At 69.9% G+C, this 18,249-nt stretch carries 18 protein-coding genes and 1 tRNA gene; 3 read left to right on the forward strand and 16 right to left on the reverse strand.

Going from position 1 to position 18,249, the window contains the following annotated elements:
• Nucleotides 1-92 precede the first annotated feature (92 nt).
• On the reverse strand, nucleotides 93-749 hold the full coding sequence (locus MHO01S_RS02290) for a M23 family metallopeptidase (protein ID WP_060958565.1): 657 nt from the start codon (nucleotides 747-749) through the stop codon (nucleotides 93-95).
• 618 nt (nucleotides 750-1,367) lie between these two features.
• On the opposite strand from MHO01S_RS02290, the gene MHO01S_RS02295 reads away from it, so the two are divergent.
• Nucleotides 1,368-1,697 (forward strand): hypothetical protein, encoded by a 330-nt coding sequence (locus MHO01S_RS02295; RefSeq protein WP_060958564.1) that lies wholly within the window; start codon nucleotides 1,368-1,370, stop codon nucleotides 1,695-1,697.
• 219 nt (nucleotides 1,698-1,916) lie between these two features.
• On the opposite strand, the gene MHO01S_RS02300 is transcribed toward MHO01S_RS02295, so the two are convergent.
• The 10 genes from MHO01S_RS02300 to rplU form a co-directional block, all read right to left on the reverse strand.
• Nucleotides 1,917-1,992: transfer RNA gene (locus MHO01S_RS02300), tRNA-Ala, on the reverse strand.
• 71 nt (nucleotides 1,993-2,063) lie between these two features.
• Nucleotides 2,064-2,441 carry a ribosome silencing factor gene (gene rsfS / locus MHO01S_RS02305; RefSeq protein WP_060958563.1) on the reverse strand — a complete coding sequence of 126 codons (378 nt, stop codon included), beginning with the start codon at nucleotides 2,439-2,441 and terminating at the stop codon, nucleotides 2,064-2,066.
• Entirely contained in the window at nucleotides 2,438-3,400 is a 963-nt protein-coding gene (locus tag MHO01S_RS02310) for a hypothetical protein (RefSeq protein ID WP_061781783.1), read from the reverse strand. The genes rsfS and MHO01S_RS02310 overlap by 4 nt, the downstream gene beginning before the upstream one ends.
• Complete coding sequence (gene nadD / locus MHO01S_RS02315; protein WP_060958561.1) at nucleotides 3,397-3,993, reverse strand: nicotinate-nucleotide adenylyltransferase; 597 nt, start codon at nucleotides 3,991-3,993, stop codon at nucleotides 3,397-3,399. The genes MHO01S_RS02310 and nadD overlap by 4 nt, the downstream gene beginning before the upstream one ends.
• 9 nt (nucleotides 3,994-4,002) lie before the next feature.
• Nucleotides 4,003-4,230: a hypothetical protein gene (locus MHO01S_RS02320; RefSeq protein WP_060958560.1), complete on the reverse strand. Its 228-nt coding sequence runs from the start codon at nucleotides 4,228-4,230 to the stop codon at nucleotides 4,003-4,005.
• Between the two features lie 40 nt (nucleotides 4,231-4,270).
• Nucleotides 4,271-5,542, reverse strand: a complete 1,272-nt coding sequence (locus tag MHO01S_RS02325; protein ID WP_061781784.1) for a glutamate-5-semialdehyde dehydrogenase — start codon at nucleotides 5,540-5,542, stop codon at nucleotides 4,271-4,273.
• 61 nt (nucleotides 5,543-5,603) lie between these two features.
• On the reverse strand, nucleotides 5,604-6,437 hold the full coding sequence (gene proB, locus MHO01S_RS02330) for a glutamate 5-kinase (RefSeq protein WP_060958558.1): 834 nt from the start codon (nucleotides 6,435-6,437) through the stop codon (nucleotides 5,604-5,606).
• Entirely contained in the window at nucleotides 6,434-7,954 is a 1,521-nt protein-coding gene (gene obgE, locus MHO01S_RS02335; protein ID WP_060958557.1) for a GTPase ObgE, read from the reverse strand. The genes proB and obgE overlap by 4 nt, the downstream gene beginning before the upstream one ends.
• Before the next feature lie 108 nt (nucleotides 7,955-8,062).
• Nucleotides 8,063-8,320 (reverse strand): 50S ribosomal protein L27, encoded by a 258-nt coding sequence (rpmA, locus tag MHO01S_RS02340; protein ID WP_060958556.1) that lies wholly within the window; start codon nucleotides 8,318-8,320, stop codon nucleotides 8,063-8,065.
• Nucleotides 8,321-8,338: 18 nt separating this feature from the next.
• Nucleotides 8,339-8,647: a 50S ribosomal protein L21 gene (gene rplU / locus MHO01S_RS02345; RefSeq protein WP_060958555.1), complete on the reverse strand. Its 309-nt coding sequence runs from the start codon at nucleotides 8,645-8,647 to the stop codon at nucleotides 8,339-8,341.
• Between the two features lie 193 nt (nucleotides 8,648-8,840).
• Between rplU and MHO01S_RS02350 the strand changes: the two genes are divergently transcribed.
• The gene (locus MHO01S_RS02350; RefSeq protein WP_060958554.1) at nucleotides 8,841-9,113 is read left to right on the forward strand and encodes a DUF4031 domain-containing protein; all 273 of its coding nucleotides are present in this window, start codon (nucleotides 8,841-8,843) and stop codon (nucleotides 9,111-9,113) included.
• A 3-nt stretch (nucleotides 9,114-9,116) separates the two neighbouring features.
• On the opposite strand, the gene MHO01S_RS02355 is transcribed toward MHO01S_RS02350, so the two are convergent.
• Nucleotides 9,117-11,591: an Rne/Rng family ribonuclease gene (locus MHO01S_RS02355; protein WP_061781785.1), complete on the reverse strand. Its 2,475-nt coding sequence runs from the start codon at nucleotides 11,589-11,591 to the stop codon at nucleotides 9,117-9,119.
• 306 nt (nucleotides 11,592-11,897) lie between these two features.
• Between MHO01S_RS02355 and MHO01S_RS02360 the strand changes: the two genes are divergently transcribed.
• On the forward strand, nucleotides 11,898-12,512 hold the full coding sequence (locus MHO01S_RS02360) for a vitamin K epoxide reductase family protein (protein ID WP_060958552.1): 615 nt from the start codon (nucleotides 11,898-11,900) through the stop codon (nucleotides 12,510-12,512).
• 40 nt (nucleotides 12,513-12,552) lie between these two features.
• On the opposite strand, the gene ndk is transcribed toward MHO01S_RS02360, so the two are convergent.
• Genes ndk through ileS form a run of 4 tightly spaced genes read right to left on the reverse strand, consistent with a single transcriptional unit; the run spans nucleotide 12,553 to nucleotide 18,137 of the window.
• A complete protein-coding gene (ndk, locus tag MHO01S_RS02365; RefSeq protein WP_005053482.1) occupies nucleotides 12,553-12,966 on the reverse strand; it encodes a nucleoside-diphosphate kinase in 414 nt (137 codons plus the stop codon).
• A gap of 1 nt (nucleotide 12,967) precedes the next feature.
• Nucleotides 12,968-13,378 carry a DUF4233 domain-containing protein gene (locus tag MHO01S_RS02370; RefSeq protein WP_060958551.1) on the reverse strand — a complete coding sequence of 137 codons (411 nt, stop codon included), beginning with the start codon at nucleotides 13,376-13,378 and terminating at the stop codon, nucleotides 12,968-12,970.
• A complete protein-coding gene (locus MHO01S_RS02375) occupies nucleotides 13,366-14,718 on the reverse strand; it encodes a bifunctional folylpolyglutamate synthase/dihydrofolate synthase (protein WP_060958550.1) in 1,353 nt (450 codons plus the stop codon). The genes MHO01S_RS02370 and MHO01S_RS02375 overlap by 13 nt, the downstream gene beginning before the upstream one ends.
• Entirely contained in the window at nucleotides 14,715-18,137 is a 3,423-nt protein-coding gene (gene ileS, locus MHO01S_RS02380; RefSeq protein WP_060958549.1) for an isoleucine--tRNA ligase, read from the reverse strand. Before ileS ends, MHO01S_RS02375 begins: the two co-directional genes overlap by 4 nt.
• Nucleotides 18,138-18,249: the final 112 nt, after the last annotated feature.

Raw genomic sequence — 18,249 nt, forward strand, 5'->3', positions numbered from 1 at the left:
GTGAACTCCGTCCCTGAGGGAATCGGGTCGCGCGTCGCTGCGGACCACTGAGGGGACGCTACCGCTGATCAATGGTCGCGCACAGCATTCATTCAGCTAATTCCGCTGCGACCTGACCCCTCCGCACGCCCTCCTGCGATCGCGTCGATGACCTCCCCGCGACGCGGAAGCGCGCCGTTGACGCGGAGGCGCACGGCGCGAGCGCGATCGGCGTCGAGAGAATCCATGGCCTGCAGGTGAAGGTGCGGCTCGGTGCTGTTGCCGGAGTTGCCGCAGCGGCCGACGACGTCGCCGGTCCGCACGCGCTGACCTGGGCGCACGACGAGGCTCCCCCGCTGAAGGTGGCACAGCGCCACGATGACGCCGTCCCGGTCGATGAGGACGTGGTTGCCGGCCAGTGCCACCCATCCGCCGCGGACGCGTCGTCGCTGAGTGAGCGCGTAGGCGATCGAGGGCAGACCGCGATGGGCGAGGTGATCGGACTCGGTGTCATGGGCGGCGACGACCACGCCGTCGACGGGCGCCAGCAGAGGGCGTCCGAACCCGGGAAACAGCGACGGCGGCTCCGCGCGCACGAGCGAACGGGCCGTGATCGGCGCCGTGCGCCCCGCGTCGTCGACGGGAACGAAATCGATGGCGTAGGACGTGGCGAAGAGAGTCGTGCCGTGACTCGGCACCCGATCGGCCGGGCTGTTGCCAACGAGCCAGCGACCCGCGAACGGATATGCCAGGTCGACCGCCGCAACCATGCCGTTCCTCTCCGTCATCCGAGCGGCTGACCATGCGGGACCGCCGACGAGAGCGAGTGTGCCTTGTCGGCGGCCGATGTAGACGAAAGCACCCACTTTGAGGCACTCGCGTCATGGCATCAGCCCCTTCGTGTCAGAGCATATGTGACTCGTTCGCGGATCTCAGTTCGCCGCGGACGCGCATTCGCACTCGCCTGCGCCGCAGCTCTCCTCCTCGTCCTAGTTCGTCGAAACACCCAGCTCGTTCGCCGCGCGTCCTATTCCGACGACCCCGGCCAGCCCGAAATAGTCTGGATTGTCATGCGCGCGTGGCTTTTCGGGCGAAGAGCAATTGCACGTCGTATCTCGATGTTGAGGCCGCCGAATCCGACAGCGCGGGCGCGCAACATGTGCATAATCGGAGGGCAACCCAATGCGCCCACGATTAATGCACCAGCAGTAGGCGAAAGTCGTATACGTGTCCCCCAAGGCGGTGGTCGGCATGTGCAGCCTGTTCGTACATCCAGCTACAGGCGAATCTCGCCCAGAGTGACAAGCCAAGGTCGTGTCTCTTCTTCAACGTCGTCCCCGCACCGGGTAGCATCTGGCGCGTGGGTTGCTGACGAACGAGGAGACAAGATGAACGAGATGCTCGTCTACACGATCACGGCCCTTATCGCCGTGAGCACGGGTGTGACCTTTGGCGCAGTTCCCGCTAGCCCGCTGCGCGTGATCACCACGACGGCCGGAGTAATGTCTACCGGCGCCATTGTCATTGGCGCCGTCGTCATCGGTCCCGAAGCTCCGTGGATGGGGCCGCTTTTCGCAGTTACGGCAGGACTGTCTGCGCTGCTCGTTGCTGCAGTCGCGCGTTCTGCAGAGCCCGGACTCATCGGCGAGCCGTACTGGCGGCGAGTGAAGCTCATCGCCTTCCACAACGGCAGATTGCGCACGGTCGAGGGCCACTGAATCTCGACGAAGAGACGGCACGACGAAACGCAGTGCCGCCTCTTCTGTGCCGCCTTCTGGTGTGCGTGCGAGAAGTGCTCCACGCGCTCCGGGGTCGGCTCCATCTGTGATGCTGGCTCGACGGAGCCGTAATACTCGAAACACGACCACGAATCAGCTTCAACAGAAGCTCTCGGGGACCTTCGAGGGATGCCGAGAACAGCCTTTGATCAGCAATATTGGTGGACCTGAGGGGACTCGAACCCCTGACCCCCTGCATGCCATGCAGGTGCGCTACCAGCTGCGCCACAGGCCCATTTTCAGTTGTCTGCCGCTCGCGGCAACCCCTCTACCTTACTACATCTCGCGGGGTGCAACGAACACGTGTCACTCCGCGGCGGCCGGCGCGGCGACCTCGATGGGAACGATCGGGCAGTCCTTCCACAGCCGTTCCAGACCGTAGAACACCCGCTCCTGCTCGTGGAAGACGTGCACGACGAGATCGCCGAAGTCCAGGAGGATCCAGCGCGACTCCTGGCGGCCCTCGCGGCGCAGCCGCTTGACGCCCTGTTCGAGCATGGCCTCCTCCACCGCGTCGGCGATCGCCGCGACGTTACGCTCACTCGATCCGGTCGCGAGAAGGAACACATCCACGAGGGGCAGCGGCTCGGACACATCGAACGCGAGGAGATCCTCGGCGCCCTTGCTCTCTGCCGCGGCCGCGGCGATCGCGACCAGGTCGCGGGTGCTGTCGGCGGCGGTCATCGGAAGGCTCCTGTCACGAGTGCGACGATCAGCACGCCGGTCAGGGCGAGGGCGAGCGCGCCGGCGGTGATGACGAGGGCCAGCATGAGCCGGCTCCCCTTCTCCGGCGCCGGCGGCTTGATGATGTCTTCTGCGCTCTTGATCGTGCTGATCGCGGAACTCGCCGCGATCGGGGTGGGTGAGGACGAGGCCGGAAGCTCACCGTCGACGAGGACGGCATCCGTCTCCTTGTTGTCGGCGAGGCCGGGCAGCGTGCCGGTCGAGCCGAAGGACTCGGGCAGCGAGAAGGTGCCGGTGATGAGCACTTCGCCGGTGGCCGTGATGGGCGAGACGAGCGCGCCCGTCTCGGGCGTCTGCGACAGGATGAGCGCGTTGGGGGCCGAGAGTGCCCCCGTCGCGGTGCTGCCGCGGGTGAGGAGCTGATCGAACGACGCGGGCAGCTCCAGATCGACGTTCTCACCGGCGAGGAGGCCCGACCCGAAGGTCGGCGCGACGATCGGCCGCTCCTGCTCATCGGTCTCGCGAGACTCGGGCGCCTCCGCGAAGGGCTCGCGGGTCACGGCGGGGGTCTCCTCCGGCGATGCGGGAGCCTCGACACCGGAACCCGCCGCGGCATCGTGCGCCTCGGCGGGCGCGGCGGATCCGTCGCCCTCGTCGGTCGCCGTGTCGTCGGCGACGGTCACGGATGCCGTGCGCAGGCGCTCCTGCCGCCTCGAGGCCCGGCGGGTGACGGGCTGGGCGTCGAGGTCGATGTCGGCTGCCGCCGGGGGCGCCTCGGGCACGTCTGCGGGCTCAGCGGCGCGCGGCAACGGCGCGACGACCGCGGGGGCCGGCTCGGCGGCGTGCGCGGCCTTGTCGGCCTCTTCGGGGGTGATCACCGGCGTCGAGGCGGTGTTGCGCATCTCGCGCAGCTGCCGCCGGGTCAGCTGGGGAGTTTCGGGCTGGTCGGGTGTGCTCATGCCTCGCTCCGGTAAAGGTGGTGCTTCGCAATGTATTGGACGACGCCGTCGGGGACGAGGTACCACACGGGGTGTCCCTTCCGGACGCGTGCGCGGCAGTCCGTCGACGAGATCGACAGGGCGGGGATCTCGAGCCGGCTGACGACCTCCTCGGGCAGTCCTTCCGTGGACAGCACGTGTCCCGGCCGCGAGACCGCGACGAAGTGGGCGAGGTCCCACAGGCCGTCGTGGTCGCGCCATCCGAGGATCTGCGCGATCGCGTCCGCTCCTGTGATGAAGAAGAGCTCGGCGTCGGGGCGTGCGGCCTTGAGGTCGCGAAGCGTGTCGATGGTGAAGGTGGGTCCGCCGCGGTCGATGTCGACGCGGCTGACGGTGAACTGCGGATTGGATGCCGTCGCGATGACGGTCATCAGATAGCGGTGCTCCCCCGCCGTCACGTCTGCCTTCTGCCACGGCATCCCCGTGGGCACGAAGACGACCTCGTCGAGATCGAAGGACTGCGCGACTTCGCTCGCTGCCACGAGGTGTCCATGGTGGATCGGGTCGAAGGTTCCACCCATGACCCCGATGCGTGGGGCGCGCGTCGAAGTCATCCTGCCGTCCTAGTGGTGGCCGTGTCCCACCTGCGCCTGGTCGACGGGGTGCGCCTTGGCGTAGGCCTCGGCCTTGTGCGAGTGACGGTTGGCGACGTTGCGGTACGACAGCGTCACCAGTCCGAGCGCCAAGAACACGATGAACGCGATCAGGCCGAAGATGAACGTCTCGGCCTGGACGTTGCCGTGGTGCTCCGCCTCCGCCGAGGCGAGGGCGAGGATCGTGGCGAGGGTCATTCGGACTCCTTCGAAAGTCGGGTCTTCCCAGTTTAGGCGGTCAGGCGCGGATCTGCCCGGACCCACGCGCCAGCCACTTGGTGCTGGTGAGCTCGGGAAGGCCCATGGGTCCCCGCGCGTGGAGCTTCTGCGTGGAGATGCCGACTTCCGCTCCGAAGCCGAACTCGCCGCCGTCGGTGAACCGGGTCGAGGCGTTGGCCATGACGACCGCGGAGTCGACCTCGGCCAGGAAGCGCTCGGCGTGCGCGTCGTCCGCCGTCACGATCGACTCGGTGTGGTGCGTCGAGTAGCGGCGGATGTGCTCCAGGGCCTCGTCGAGGTCGTCGACGACGCGCATCGACAGGTCGAGGCTCATGTGCTCCGTCGACCAATCCGCGTCGGTGGCCGCCACGGCATCCGCGACGAGGGCGCGGACCGCGTCGTCGCCGTGGATGGTGACACCGGCATCCTGCAGTGCGGCGGCGACCGGCGGTACGAGCCGGTCGGCGGCGTCGCGGACGACGAGGACCGTCTCGACGGCGTTGCACACGCTGGGCCGCTGCGCCTTCGCGTTGACGACGATCTGCTGGGCCCACTCCAGCGGCGCGGACGAGTCGAGCACGATGTGGACGACGCCCGCTCCCGTCTCGATGACGGGCACCGCCGACTGCGTGACGACGGTCTCGATGAGCTGGGCGCTCCCCCGAGGAACCAGCACGTCCACGAGTCCGCGGGCCTGCATGAGGGCGTGGGCGCCGTCGCGGCCGAACTCGTCGACCGTCTGGATGGCCTCGGGATCGATGCCTCGGTCGGCGAGGGCCGATCTCATGGCTGCGACGAGGGCGGCGTTGGTGGCCAGCGCCGCCGTGCCGCCGCGCAGGACGACGGCGTTGCCCGACCTGAGCGCGAGCGCCGCGATGTCGACGGTGACGTTGGGACGCGCCTCATAGATGGATCCCACCACGCCGAAGGGGACGGAGACCTTCTGCAGGTGCACCCCGTTCGGCAGCGTGCGCTCGTCGAGCACGCGTCCGACGGGATCGGGCAGGTCGGCGACGTCGCGCACCGCGTCGGCCAGGGCCTGCACACGCGAGGCGTCGAGCCGGAGGCGGTCGCGCAGGCCGTCCGTCAGACCGTCGCGGATGCCCCGTTCGAGGTCGTCGGCGTTTGCGGCGACGATGTCCGCCGAGGCGGCCTCGATCGCCGCGGCGATGGCCCGGAGAGCATCGGCCTTCTCGACGTCGGTCAGCAGTCCGATCCTCCGCGCGGCGTCGTGCGCGCGCTCGATGCGCTCGCGGGCACCGGCGGCGACAGAGACGGTGGGAGTGGTCATCCGCTCAGTGTATCGAGGCCGACCAGCCGTCTCGGTCGTCCGGCGTCGCGCGGATGCCGGGTCACGCCGAGGGGACGGTCGGCATCGGCGTCGTGCCGCTGCGTACCGGGGCGACCGGATTGGGGGCGAACCAGGTGCCGACGTCGGCGCCCGACAGCGCGGACGAGACGAGGTCGGCGCTCGTGACGAGCACGCCCACTCCGGCAGCGGCGGCCAGACGCGCGGCCGAGACCTTCGTCGCCGCACCGCCGGTGCCGACGCTGTTGACGACCACCGAGCCGAACTCGTACCGGCTGAGATCGTCGCCGAAGTCGACGGTGGAGATGGCCTCGGCCCCGGGCTCGGACGGCGGTCGCGTGTACAGCGATTCGATGTCGCTGAGCAGCACCAGCGCGTCGGCGCCGATCAGCTCGGCGACGAGCGCAGCGAGCCGGTCGTTGTCGCCGAAGCGGATCTCGTGGGTGGCGACCGTGTCGTTCTCGTTGACGATCGGGAGCACGCCCAGCCCGAGGAGCCGGTCGACGGCACGGCGCGCGTTGGCGCGGTGCGCCGGGTTCTCCAGGTCGCCGGCGGTCAGCAGCACCTGCCCCGCCAGCATCCCGTGCCGGTCGAGCGAGGTCTGATAACGCCACATCAGCACGTTCTGGCCGACCGCCGCGGCGGCCTGCTGGGTCGCGAGGTCGGACGGCCGCCCTTCGAGGTGCAGGAAGGGCAGCGCGGTCGCGATCGCGCCGGAGGAGACCAGCACGACTTGCGTGCCCCGCGCGCGCGCCGCGGCGAGGGCGTCGACGATGGACTCGATGCGGTAGTGGTTCTCGCCGCTGATCGACGACGAGCCGACCTTCACGACGACCCGCTGCGCTCCTGCGATCTGTGACCGGTCCTGCACGCTCACGCTTCCTCGTCGTCCTCCCACTGGTACGCGTCCGCCGCGCCGCCGAGGCGCTCGGCCTCGAGGTCGGCGCGCGCTTCCGCCTTGGCGTCCATGCGCTCGTGATACCGCTCGCGTCGCTGCGACGTGGTGCGTCGCGGGTTCAGGTCCAGACGCGGGTCGGTGCCGCGGGGCGCCGTCATGAGCTCGGCCGCCGACGAGAGCGACGGATGCCAGTCGAACACGATCCCGTCGCCGGGGCCGATGACGACGGTCGAGCCGGCCACCGCGCCGACGCGGTAGAGCTCGTCCTCGACACCGAGCTTCTCGAGGCGGTCCGCGAGGAAGCCGACGGCCTCCTCGTTCTGGAAGTCCGTCTGCTGCACCCAGCGCAGCGGCTTGTCGCCGAGGATGCGGTAGACGTTGCCGTAGGTGCCGCCTTCGACCCGGATCTCGAAGTCCCTGTCGGCGCCCTTCGGTCGGATGACGATCCGCTCCGCGACCGGGGTCTCGGCCAGGTGCGCGCGGTGCGCGGCGACGATGTCGCCGAGGGCGAAGGTGAGCTGACGCAGGCCCTCGTGGCTCACGGTCGAGATCTCGAAGACGCGGTAGCCACGCTCCTCGAGCTCGGGGCGGACGAGGTCGGCGAGATCCTTCGCCTCGGGCACGTCGACCTTGTTCAGCGCGATGAGCTGCGGGCGCTCGAGCAGGGGCGTCTGCCCCTCGGGCACCGGATAGTTGCCGAGCTCCTCGAGGATGACGTCAAGGTCGCTCAGCGGGTCGCGACCCGGCTCGAGGGTAGCGCAGTCGAGCACGTGCACCAGGGCGGTGCAGCGCTCCACGTGGCGCAGGAACTCCAGTCCGAGCCCCTTGCCTTCGCTGGCCCCTTCGATGAGGCCGGGCACGTCGGCGACGGTGTAGCGGGTCTCCCCCGCCTGGACGACGCCGAGGTTCGGATGCAGGGTCGTGAACGGGTAGTCCGCGATCTTCGGCCGCGCCGCGGACACCGCGGCGATGAGGCTCGACTTTCCCGCAGACGGGAAGCCGACCAGGGCCACGTCGGCCACCGTCTTCAGTTCGAGGAGGACGTCGCCCTCCCAGCCCGGTGTTCCGAGCAGCGCGAACCCCGGCGCCTTGCGCTTGGGGTTGGCGAGGGCGGCGTTGCCGAGACCGCCCTGGCCGCCCGGGGCGACGACGAAGCGGGTGCCGGGGACGATGAGATCCGTCAGGGTCTCGCCGTCGGCATCCTTCACCACGGTGCCGACGGGGACGGCGAGCTCGAGGCTCTCCCCCGCGGCGCCGGAGCGGTTGTCGCCCATGCCGAAGCCGCCGTTGCCCGCGGAGCGGTGCGGCGAGTGGTGGTACGAGAGCAGCGTGGTCACCTGCGGATCGGCGACGAGCACGATGTCGCCGCCGTGGCCGCCGTTGCCGCCGTCGGGACCGGCGAGCGGCTTGAACTTCTCGCGGCGGACGGACACGCAGCCGTTGCCGCCCTTGCCGGCTCGCAGATGAAGCGTCACTCGATCGACGAAGGTCACCATGTCGGTCTCCTGACGGGATGGGTCGAGGTGGGGGTGGATCTCGGTGGTAAAGAAGGAGGGGCGAGCCGAAGCCCGCCCCTCACCTCATGTCTGTGGTCGACCGCGCGGTCACTCCGCTGCGGCGACGATGTTGACGACCTTGCGGCCGCCCTTGCTGCCGAACTCGACCGCACCCGCGGCGAGGGCGAACAGCGTGTCGTCTCCACCGCGGCCGACGTTGGCGCCCGGGTGGAAGTGCGTGCCGCGCTGGCGGACGAGGATCTCGCCGGCGAGGACCTGCTGGCCGCCGAAGCGCTTCACGCCCAGTCGCTGGGCGTTGGAGTCACGACCGTTACGGGTAGAGCTTGCGCCCTTCTTGTGTGCCATCTCGTCTGCCTCTTCCGCTTACTTGATGCCGGTGATCTTGACGCGCGTGAGGTCCTGACGGTGGCCCTGGCGCTTCTTGTAGCCGGTCTTGTTCTTGAACTTCTGGATGACGATCTTCGGACCGCGCTCCTCGCCGAGGACTTCGGCGGTGACGGTCACCTTCGCGAGCTTGTCGGCGTCGGTCGTCACGGCGTCGCCATCGACGAGCAGCACCGCGGGCAGCTCGAGCTTCTCGCCGACCTTGGCCTGCTGACGATCGAGGACGACGATCGTGCCGACCTCGACCTTCTCCTGACGGCCACCGGCGCGCACAACTGCGTAAACCACTTCACACCTGTTTTTCTTCTGCGGAACCTGCGGCTCCGGCTGTCTTCATGGGACGAGCACGTCCCGGGAAGGTCGTGCCCAAACATCCAGTGCGGAGGCGGAACTCGACGCACCAAGGGTCTACTTTACCGGATGCCGGGGACATCGGCAAAAGCAGAGTGAGGCGTGTCGCGCGTCGACCTAGACTGCGGGCATGGCGATCCTCATCGATGACCCCCGCTGGCCGGCCCATGGGCGGCTCTGGGCGCATCTGGTCAGCGACAGCGACCTGGAGGAGCTCCACGCCTTCGCCGCGGCCAACGGCATCCCCCGTCGCGGATTCGACCGCGATCACTATGACGTCCCGGAGGACGCGCTCGACCGTCTCGTGGCCGCCGGTGCGGAGCACGTCAGCGGCCACGAGCTGGTCAAGCGCCTCATCGCGTCGGGCTTGCGGATCACCGCCCGCGAGCGCCGCGAGAGCTGAGGCTCACTCGCCCGACGCGGCCTCCGTGGACTCCCCCGCGGGCGTCGCCGCCACCGGCGTGCCGGTGAGTGCAGCCGTGGTCACGCGGCGTCGGCCGCGTCCCTGTCCCGGCGCCTTCGGCTCGGGAAGGGCGCTGAGGACCGAGTCGAGGAGGATGTCCTTCTCGGTCTTCTTCTCGGCCGTCGCGCGCGTGGAGGGCTCGCGCTTCTTGCGCGGGCGCTTGGGGCGCTCGGCGGCGGCGTCGTTCTCCGGGTCGGGCAGCGTGATCACGGGCGTCGCGTCGGCCTGCGCCGCGGCATCCTCGGCCGTCGTGTGGATCGTGGAGGCGGCGATCTGCGCGAGCGCGGACTTCGCGCTCTCCGTGATCACGTGCGTGCCTCCGTTGGCGCTGGCGCCGTTGCCGCCGGCGGGCGCGCTCTGACGCGAGCGGCGACCGCCGTTGGAGGACGGAGCCTGCGAGCCGCGGTGCTTGACCACCGGGTCGTGGTGCACGATCACGCCACGGCCGGCGCAGACCTCGCAGGGCTCGCTGAAGGTCTCGAGCAGACCCAGCCCCAGCTTCTTGCGGGTCATCTGCACGAGGCCGAGGGAGGTGACCTCGGCGACCTGGTGCTTGGTCCGGTCGCGGCTGAGGCACTCCACGAGGCGGCGGAGCACGAGATCGCGGTTGGACTCGAGCACCATGTCGATGAAGTCCACGACGATGATGCCGCCGATGTCGCGCAGCCGGAGCTGTCGGACGATCTCCTCGGCCGCTTCGAGGTTGTTCTTGGTGACGGTCTCTTCGAGGTTGCCGCCGGAGCCGACGAACTTGCCGGTGTTGACGTCGACGACCGTCATCGCCTCGGTGCGGTCGATGACGAGCGAACCGCCCGACGGCAGCCACACCTTGCGGTCGAGAGCCTTCTCGATCTGCTCGGTCACGCGGAACCGGTCGAAGGGATCCTGGTCGTCCTCGTACTTCTCGACGCGCTCCAGCAGGTCGGGTGCGACACCCGCGAGGTAGGCCGTGATGGTCTGGTAGGCGTCCTCGCCCTGGATGAGCATCTTCGAGAAGTCCTCGTTGAAGACGTCGCGGACGATCTTCACCAGCAGGTCCGGCTCGGAGTGCAGCAGGGCGGGGGCGCCGATCGTCTCGACCTGCGTGGAGATGTGCTCCCACTGCGCGGTGAGGCGCTGGACGTCGCGGGTCAGCTGCTCCTCGGTGGCGCCCTCGGCCGCCGTCCGCACGATGACGCCGCTCGACTCCGGAAGGACCTCCTTCAGGATGCGCTTGAGGCGGGCCCGCTCCGTGTCGGGGAGCTTGCGGGAGATGCCGTTCATCGCGCCGCCCGGGACGTACACGAGGTAGCGGCCGGGAAGGGAGATCTGGCTCGTCAGGCGGGCGCCCTTGTGGCCCACCGGGTCCTTCGTGACCTGCACGAGCACACGGTCGCCGCTCTTGAGGGCGAGCTCGATGCGTCGCGGCTGGTTGCCGGTCTCGACGGCGTCCCAGTCCACCTCGCCCGAGTACAGCACCGCGTTGCGGCCGCGGCCGATGTCGACGAAGGCCGCCTCCATACTCGGGAGCACGTTCTGCACGCGCCCGAGGTAGACGTTGCCGATGAGCGACGACTCCTGGCTGCGGGCGACGTAGTGCTCGACGAGCACGTTGTCCTCCAGGACGGCGATCTGGATGCGACCGTTCTTGGAGCGGACGATCATGTCGCGGTCGACGGCTTCGCGCCGGGCGAGGAACTCGGCCTCCGTGACGACGGTGCGACGGCGGCCGGCCTCGCGGCCGTCGCGACGGCGCTGCTTCTTCGCCTCCAGGCGCGTCGAACCCTTGATGCGCTGGGGCTCGGTGATGAGCTCGACGGCGCGGCGCCGCGGCTGGTTCTGCTCGCGGGGCGCGTCGTCGGCGTCGGATGCCGAGCCGCCTCCCCCGCGGCGACGGTTGCGCCGGCGTGCGCTGGAGCCGCTGTCGGGCCCCTGCTCCTCGCGCTCGTCGCGGCTCTCGGGCCGCGCACCCGGGCGCGGCGGGAGCGGCGCGATGGCGGGCGCGTAGAAGACGAGCTGGGTGGAGACCGCGGAGACGAAGTCGGCGGGCAGCAGCCCCAGGCTGACCGCGGTGAGGGGCTCGTCCTTGGCGGGCTCCTCGGCCGCGGCGGCATCGGTCTCCGCCGAGGGCGTGTCGGACGCGAGGGTCTCGGGCGCCGCGGCCTCTGCCGGCGCCGCGTCGGCCTCCGCAGGAGCGGCCTCTGCGGGAACCGCGTCCGCAGGAGCAGCCTCTGCGGGAGCCGCGTCCGCAGGAGCAGGCTCGGGTGCGGTGTCTGCAGCGGACGTCTCGGGCTCCGCGGACGTCTCGACGGCCGGTTCGGTCGCCGCGGGGGCCACCTCGACGTCGGCCGGCTCGTGGGCGGTCGCAGCGGTGGATTCGGGGGCGTTCAGCGCCCCGTCCGCGGCGATGGTGGACTGATCGTTGTTGTCATCGGCCATCTCTGGCTTACTCCTCGCCGCCGGCTCCGCGTGCCGTCGGGTGAACTCTGGCGGCCTCACCCGGATGCCGGGGAACCGCGTACTCACTCGGTCTGCAGCCTCACCCGCTCGTCGGCGGGGCTCGTGCTGCCAAGGGCGTTCATCGCCCGAAGTCTTCGGTGATGCCGGTTGCGGCGCGGCCGCGATGCATCGGCCCCCATTATCGCATCTTCTCGTGAGGATTGAGCAGAGGCGCCGCCGAGCATCGCGCGTTCCGTCGGAGTGGACCCAGCGAACCTCATGCACATGGATGCGATAATCGCCGTCATGGCCTCACGCACGATCGACAGTCGCCCGAGAATCCTCGCGATCTGGCTGGTGATCGCCGGAGCGATCGGATGGATCGCCGCCTTCGCCCTGACGCTCGAGAAGTTCGACAAGGTCGCGGACTCGACGGTCGCGGCATCCTGCGACTTCAGCATCGTGGTGCAGTGCAGCGCGAACCTGAACTCGCCGCAGGGCAGCGCGTTCGGGTTCCCGAACCCGATCATCGGGCTGACGGGATGGATGGCGCCCATCGTCGTGGGGATGGCGATCCTCGCGGGCGCCCGCTTCGCCCGATGGTTCTGGTGGACCTTCTTCGCGGGAATCACCTTCGCGTTCGGATTCGTCATCTGGCTCATCAGCCAGAGCATCTACATCCTGGGCACGCTCTGCCCGTGGTGCATGGTCACATGGCTCGTGACGATCCCGACGTTCTACGCGGTCGCCGTCCATCTCCTGCGATCGGGCGTGGTCTCCGACAACGCCCGTGTCCGCGCCGTCGGCACGGCGCTGAGCGCGTGGGTGCCGCTGATGGCGTTCGTCACCTATGCCGTCGTGCTGCTGTTGGCGCAGCTGCGCCTCGACGCGATCCCTCAGCTGATCGACGTCATCTTCTGATCGACGCCGAAAGCGGTGGCCGGCAGCGCCGGCCACCGGCTCAGAACCAGATCGCGAGCTCGCGTGCGGCGGACTCGGGGCTGTCGCTGCCGTGCACGAGGTTCTGCTGAACCTTCAGTCCCCAGTCGCGTCCGAAGTCGCCGCGGATGGTGCCGGGGGCGGCCGTGGTGGGATCGGTCGTGCCCGCCAGCGAACGGAAGCCCTCGATCACGCGGTTGCCGGCGAGGCGGATGGCGACCGACGGCCCGGACAGCATGAACTCGAGCAGGGGCTCGTAGAAGGGCTTGCCGGCGTGCTCCGCGTAGTGCTGCTCGAGCACGTCGCGGTCGGGCTCGACGAGCTTGATGTCGACGAGGGCGTAGCCCTTCGCCTCGATGCGGGCGAGGATCGCGCCGGTGAGACCGCGTGCGACGCCGTCCGGCTTGACGAGGACGAGCGTTTCTTCGGTGGGCATGTCATTCTCCGTTCGGGGCGTGCGGGGAGGAAGCGTGCGCGCGCGAGGCATTGCGGCGATCGAGCGCTCTGCCCTTGATCGTCGCATACGCGTACATCCCACCGAAAATGACGCCGACAATCACGAGGGCCGGCACGATGAACCCGCCCAGCACGATGAGCGCCTGCCAGAGCCAGCCGAGCGCGATACCCCACCGGAAGCGGACGACGCCGGTCGTCGCGATCATGAGCACCGCCAGCACGGAACCCGCGACGATCCCCCACCACGAGGCGATGCCGGCAGGAAGGGCGTTCAAGCCGTAAACGGCGAGGCCGCCGAGGAAGACGATGATCGACTCGAACCCGAGCACCACCTGCGCGAGCGACTCCTCGGCGCCCCGAGCGCGGCGCACGCGCCCGCTCACGCGCGCCATCCGCTCTTCCAGTCCTCATCCGCAGCGAGCTGCAGGGCCTCACCGGCGAGCACGACGCTGCCGGCGATGACCACGGCACGCCGCTCCGAACCCGATGCCCACTCGCGTGCCGCCTCGGCCGCGTCCGCCAGTGCGGGGTGGACCGTGACGGGGATGCCGAGGGCCTCGACCAGATCGGCCAGCGCCTCCGGGTCGGCGGCGCGCTCGGAATCCGGCGCGGTGACGAAGACGTGCGCCGCCGCGGGGGCGAGCGTCGACACGATTCCGGACGTGTCCTTGTCGCCGAACGCGCCGAACACGATCCCCCACTCGTCGAAGTCGAACGAGTCGCCCAGCGCCGCGACCAGCGCGCGGGCGCCGTGCGGGTTGTGCGCGCTGTCGACGAGCACCGTGGGAGCGACCCCGATCAGCTGCAGGCGACCGGGAGAGGTCACCTGCGCGAGTCCGTCGGTGAGCACGTCGGGGGCGATCGGCTGTACGCCGGCGCCGATGAGCGATTCGACCGCGGCGATCGCCAGCGCGGCGTTGTGTCCCTGGTGGGCGCCGTACAGCGGCAGGTAGAGGTCGTCGTAGGCGGCGGCGAGGCCGCGGACGGCGAGCTGCTGGCCGCCGACCGCCAGGCGCTGACTCGTCAACCCGAACGCCGAGCCCTCCACCGCGAGCGAGGCGTCGCGCGCGGCGGCGGCGTCGGTGAGGACCGCCAGTGCCGAGGCCTCCTGCTGCGCCGACACCACGGCGGCGCCGGGCTTGATGATGCCCGCCTTGACCGTCGCGATCTCGGCGATGGAGTGTCCGAGCTTGTCGGCGTGGTCGAGGTCGATCGGGGCGATCACCGCCACGTCGCCGTCCGCCGTGTTGGTGGAGTCCCACGTGCCGCCCATGCCGACTTCGACGACCGCGACGTCGACCGGGGCGTCGGCGAACGCGACGAAGGCCAGCACCGTGAGCAGCTCGAAGAAGGTGAGGGCGGCGTCGCCGGATGCCGCGAGCTCCGCATCCACGAGATCGACGATGGGAGCGATCTCGTCCCACGCGTCGGCGATCAGCCCGTCGTCGATGGGCTCGCCGTCGATCATGATGCGCTCCGTGAAGCGCTCCAGGTGCGGGCTCGTGAACAGGCCGGTCCGCAGGCCGTGCGCGCGGACGATGGACTCGATGATCCGGCTCGTGGAGGTCTTGCCGTTGGTGCCCGTCACGTGGACGACGCGGTAGGTGCGCTGCGGGTCGTCGAGCAGCTCGAGGACCCGACGCGTGCGTTCGACGCGCGGCTGCACCCACTGCTCGCCCTGTCGGGTGAGCAGGGCGCGGTAGACGGCGTCGGCGCGGTTGCGGTCGCTCACGAGTCTGCTCCGATCCGGGTGACGGCCACCGTGAAGGCGCCGGTGTTGGCATAGGTGCCCGCGGCGATCAGCGCGGTGTGGTCGGCGTCGATCGTTTCGGCCGCGGCGAGCACCGACCCCTCGCCGAGCAGCGCCGTGCCGTCGGGATCGACCACGGCGTAGTCGAGGGCGAGCGTCTCCCCCGCGACATCCGCCGCCCCGAACGCCGACGCCACCGCGTCGGCATCCTCGCGCGCCTCGAACAGCAGCTGCAGGCGGATGCGGTCGCTCACGTCGAACCCGGCCGCCTTGCGGGTGTCCTGCACGGCGCGGATCGTGTCGCGGGCGAGCCCTTCGGCCTCCAGCTCGGGCGTGGTCGTCGTATCCAGCAGCACGAACCCGCCCTGGCGGTCGGCCGCGCCCGGAAGCACGGCGAGCGCCTCCCCCTCGGGACGCCCCGCCGTCTCGAGCACCAGGTCGTACTCGCCCGGCTCGAGGGCGATGCCGCCGACCGTCACGACGCCGTCGTGCTCGCTCCACTCGCCGGCGCGCGCGGCGCCGATGACCTGCTGCACCTGCTTGCCGAGGCGGGGGCCGGCGGCACGCGCGTTCACCGAGAGGCGGTGCGTGATGCCGAACTCCGCGGCGGTGCCGGCCTCCAGCTCCACCAGTTCCACGGCCTTGACGTTCAGCTCCTCGCGGACGATGTCCTCGAACTGCGCCAGGGCGCGCGCGTCGGGCACGACGACCGTGAGACGCGGAAGCGGCAGGCGCACCCGCTTGCCCTCCTTCTTGCGGAGCGCGTTCGCGACGCTGGACACCTCGCGCACGGCGTCCATCGCCGTGCGGATGTCGGTGGCGGCGGGGAACGCGTCGGCGTCGGGCCAGTCCTCCAGGTGCACGCTGCGGCCCCCGGTGAGCCCCTGCCAGACGCGCTCGGAGACGAGCGGGATCAGCGGTGCGGCGACGCGCGTGAGCGTCTCGAGCACCGTGTACAGAGTGTCGAAGGCCTCGGTCGACGTCTCGTCGTCGGTCACCCCGACCCAGAACCGGTCGCGCGAGCGACGCACGTACCAGTTGGTGAGCGCCTCCGCGAAGTCGCGGAGCTTCGCCGCGGCCGTCGTCGAGTCGAGCTGTTCGAGGTCGGCGGCGACACCGCGCACGAGGTCGCCGGTGAGGGCGAGGATGTAGCGGTCCAGCACGTTCGTCGAGTCGGTGCGCCAGCGCGCCTCGTATCCGTCGGCGGTCGCGGCGTTCGCATAAGTCGCGAAGAAGTACCACGTGTTCCACAGCGGCAGCAGGAACTCGCGGACGCCCGCGCGGATGCCCTCCTCCGTGACGATCAGGTTGCCGCCGCGCAGCACCGACGAGGCCATGAGGAACCAGCGCATCGCGTCGGAGCCGTCGCGATCGAACACCTCGCTGACGTCGGGGTAGTTGCGCAGCGACTTGCTCATCTTCTGGCCGTCGCTGCCGAGCACGATGCCGTGGCAGGCGACGCCCGTGAAGGCGGGCCGGTCGAACAGCGCGCCGGAGAGCACGTGCATGACGTAGAACCAGCCACGCGTCTGACCGATGTACTCCACGATGAAGTCGGCCGGCGCGTGCTCGTCGAACCACTCGCGGTTCTCGAACGGATAGTGCACCTGCGCGTAGGGCATCGAGCCCGAGTCGAACCACACGTCGAACACGTCCTCGATGCGGCGCATCGTGCTCTGTCCGGTCGGGTCGTCGGGGTTGGGCCGGGTCAGCTCGTCGATGTACGGACGGTGCAGATCGACCTCGCCCTGCGCATTGCGCGGAAGGCGTCCGAAGTCCTGCTCCAGCTCGGCCAGAGATCCGTAGACGTCGACCCGCGGGTACTCCGGGTCATCGCTGCGCCAGACCGGGATCGGCGAGCCCCAGAAGCGGTTGCGGCTGATGGACCAGTCGCGCGCCCCCTCGAGCCACTTGCCGAACTGGCCGTGCTTGACGTTCTCCGGTGCCCAGGTGATCTGCTCGTTGAGCTCGATGAGCCGGTCCTTGATCGCGGTCACGCGCACGAACCAGCTGGAGACGGCCTTGTAGATCAGAGGGTTCCGGCACCGCCAGCAGTGCGGGTAGGAGTGCTCGTAGGAAGCCTCGCGCAGCAGTCGTCCCTCCGCGCGCAGCAGCCGGATCAGCGGACGGTTCGCGTCCATCCAGAGCTCGCCGGCCACGTCCGCGACCTGGGGCAGGAAGCGTCCGCCGTCGTCCAGGCTCATGATGAGCGGGATGCCGGCGGCCTCGGTGATCCGCTGGTCGTCCTCGCCGTAGGCGGGCGCCTGGTGCACGATGCCCGTGCCGTCGGTGGTGCTCACGTAGTCGTCGACGAGGATGCGCCAGGCCGTGCCGGTCCCCCACACCTCAGCATCCGCGTAGTAGTCGAACAGGCGGTCGTAGTGCACGTCCGCGAGCTCCGCGCCCCGGATCGTCCTCTCCACCGCTTCGGCCGCATCGGCGGCGTTCTCGTAGCCGAGGTCCTTCGCGTAGCCGCCGAGGAGGTCGGAGGCGAGCAGGTAGCGGTGCGCCGTGGCGCCTTCGTCGTCGCCGGATGCCGGGACGTCGGCGGCGCCCTGCGGCCCACCGGGGACCACGACGTACTCGATCTCGGGCCCGACGGCCAGAGCGAGGTTGGTCGGGAGGGTCCAGGGGGTGGTCGTCCACGCGAGGGCGCGGACGCCGGTGAGCCCGAGGCTCTCCGCCTTCACCCCGACGAGCGGGAAGGTGACGGTGACCGACGGGTCCTGACGCATCTTGTAGACGTCGTCGTCCATCCGCAGCTCGTGGTTGGACAGCGGCGTCTCGTCGCGCCAGCAGTAGGGCAGCACGCGGTGGCCCTCGTAGGCGAGCCCCTTGTCCCACAGACCCTTGAAGGCCCACAGCACCGACTCCATGTAGCCCGTGTCGAGCGTCTTGTAGCCGCGCTCGAAGTCGACCCAGCGCGCCTGGCGGGTGACGTAGTCCTCCCACTGCTGCGTGTACTCGAGCACCGACTCGCGCGCCTTCGCGTTGAAGGCGGCGATCCCCATCTGCTCGATCTCGCTCTTCTCGGTGATGCCGAGCTGCTTCATGGCCTCGAGCTCGGCGGGAAGGCCGTGCGTGTCCCACCCGAAGACGCGGTCGACCTTCTTGCCGCGCATCGTCTGGAAGCGCGGGAAGAGGTCCTTGGCGTACCCGGTGAGCAGGTGCCCGTAGTGCGGAAGGCCGTTGGCGAAGGGCGGGCCGTCGTAGAAGACCCACTCCTCGGCGCCTTCACGACGGGCGATCGACGCCCGGAACGTGTCGTCGCGCGACCAGAAGTCGAGGATGTCGCGCTCGATCTCGGGGAATCGCGGGCTCGGCGACACCTCGGCGGCGGGCCCGAAGGCGCTCGCGCCGTCGGCGGTGGGGGCGCTCGTCGAAGGGCGGGGGTAGGTCATGTCACTCCAGCAGGGGCTCGTGCATCGTGTGAATCGTGCAGTCTTCCTGCGAGGACGATCATGCGACCGCGGTACCACCCCGCTTGCCGACGCGCGAGGCGGCGGCCACTCG

It is taken from the genome of Microbacterium hominis NBRC 15708, from assembly GCF_001592125.1.
GTDB lineage: Bacteria > Actinomycetota > Actinomycetes > Actinomycetales > Microbacteriaceae > Microbacterium > Microbacterium hominis.

Bases quoted from the DNA above. Each gene is read 5' to 3' on its own strand.
- MHO01S_RS02310 (WP_061781783.1), bottom strand. From the start codon at position 3,400: ATGAGCACACCCGACCAGCCCGAAACTCCCCAGCTGACCCGGCGGCAG.
- MHO01S_RS02295 (WP_060958564.1), top strand. From the start codon at position 1,368: ATGAACGAGATGCTCGTCTACACGATCACGGCCCTTATCGCCGTGAGC.
- ndk (WP_005053482.1), bottom strand. From the start codon at position 12,966: ATGCCCACCGAAGAAACGCTCGTCCTCGTCAAGCCGGACGGCGTCGCA.
- MHO01S_RS02325 (WP_061781784.1), bottom strand. From the start codon at position 5,542: ATGACCACTCCCACCGTCTCTGTCGCCGCCGGTGCCCGCGAGCGCATC.
- obgE (WP_060958557.1), bottom strand. From the start codon at position 7,954: ATGGTGACCTTCGTCGATCGAGTGACGCTTCATCTGCGAGCCGGCAAG.
- nadD (WP_060958561.1), bottom strand. From the start codon at position 3,993: ATGACTTCGACGCGCGCCCCACGCATCGGGGTCATGGGTGGAACCTTC.
- rsfS (WP_060958563.1), bottom strand. From the start codon at position 2,441: ATGACCGCCGCCGACAGCACCCGCGACCTGGTCGCGATCGCCGCGGCC.
- MHO01S_RS02290 (WP_060958565.1), bottom strand. From the start codon at position 749: ATGGTTGCGGCGGTCGACCTGGCATATCCGTTCGCGGGTCGCTGGCTC.
- MHO01S_RS02355 (WP_061781785.1), bottom strand. From the start codon at position 11,591: ATGGCCGATGACAACAACGATCAGTCCACCATCGCCGCGGACGGGGCG.
- MHO01S_RS02350 (WP_060958554.1), top strand. From the start codon at position 8,841: ATGGCGATCCTCATCGATGACCCCCGCTGGCCGGCCCATGGGCGGCTC.
- MHO01S_RS02360 (WP_060958552.1), top strand. From the start codon at position 11,898: ATGGCCTCACGCACGATCGACAGTCGCCCGAGAATCCTCGCGATCTGG.
- ileS (WP_060958549.1), bottom strand. From the start codon at position 18,137: ATGACCTACCCCCGCCCTTCGACGAGCGCCCCCACCGCCGACGGCGCG.
- MHO01S_RS02370 (WP_060958551.1), bottom strand. From the start codon at position 13,378: ATGGCGCGCGTGAGCGGGCGCGTGCGCCGCGCTCGGGGCGCCGAGGAG.
- MHO01S_RS02320 (WP_060958560.1), bottom strand. From the start codon at position 4,230: ATGACCCTCGCCACGATCCTCGCCCTCGCCTCGGCGGAGGCGGAGCAC.
- rpmA (WP_060958556.1), bottom strand. From the start codon at position 8,320: ATGGCACACAAGAAGGGCGCAAGCTCTACCCGTAACGGTCGTGACTCC.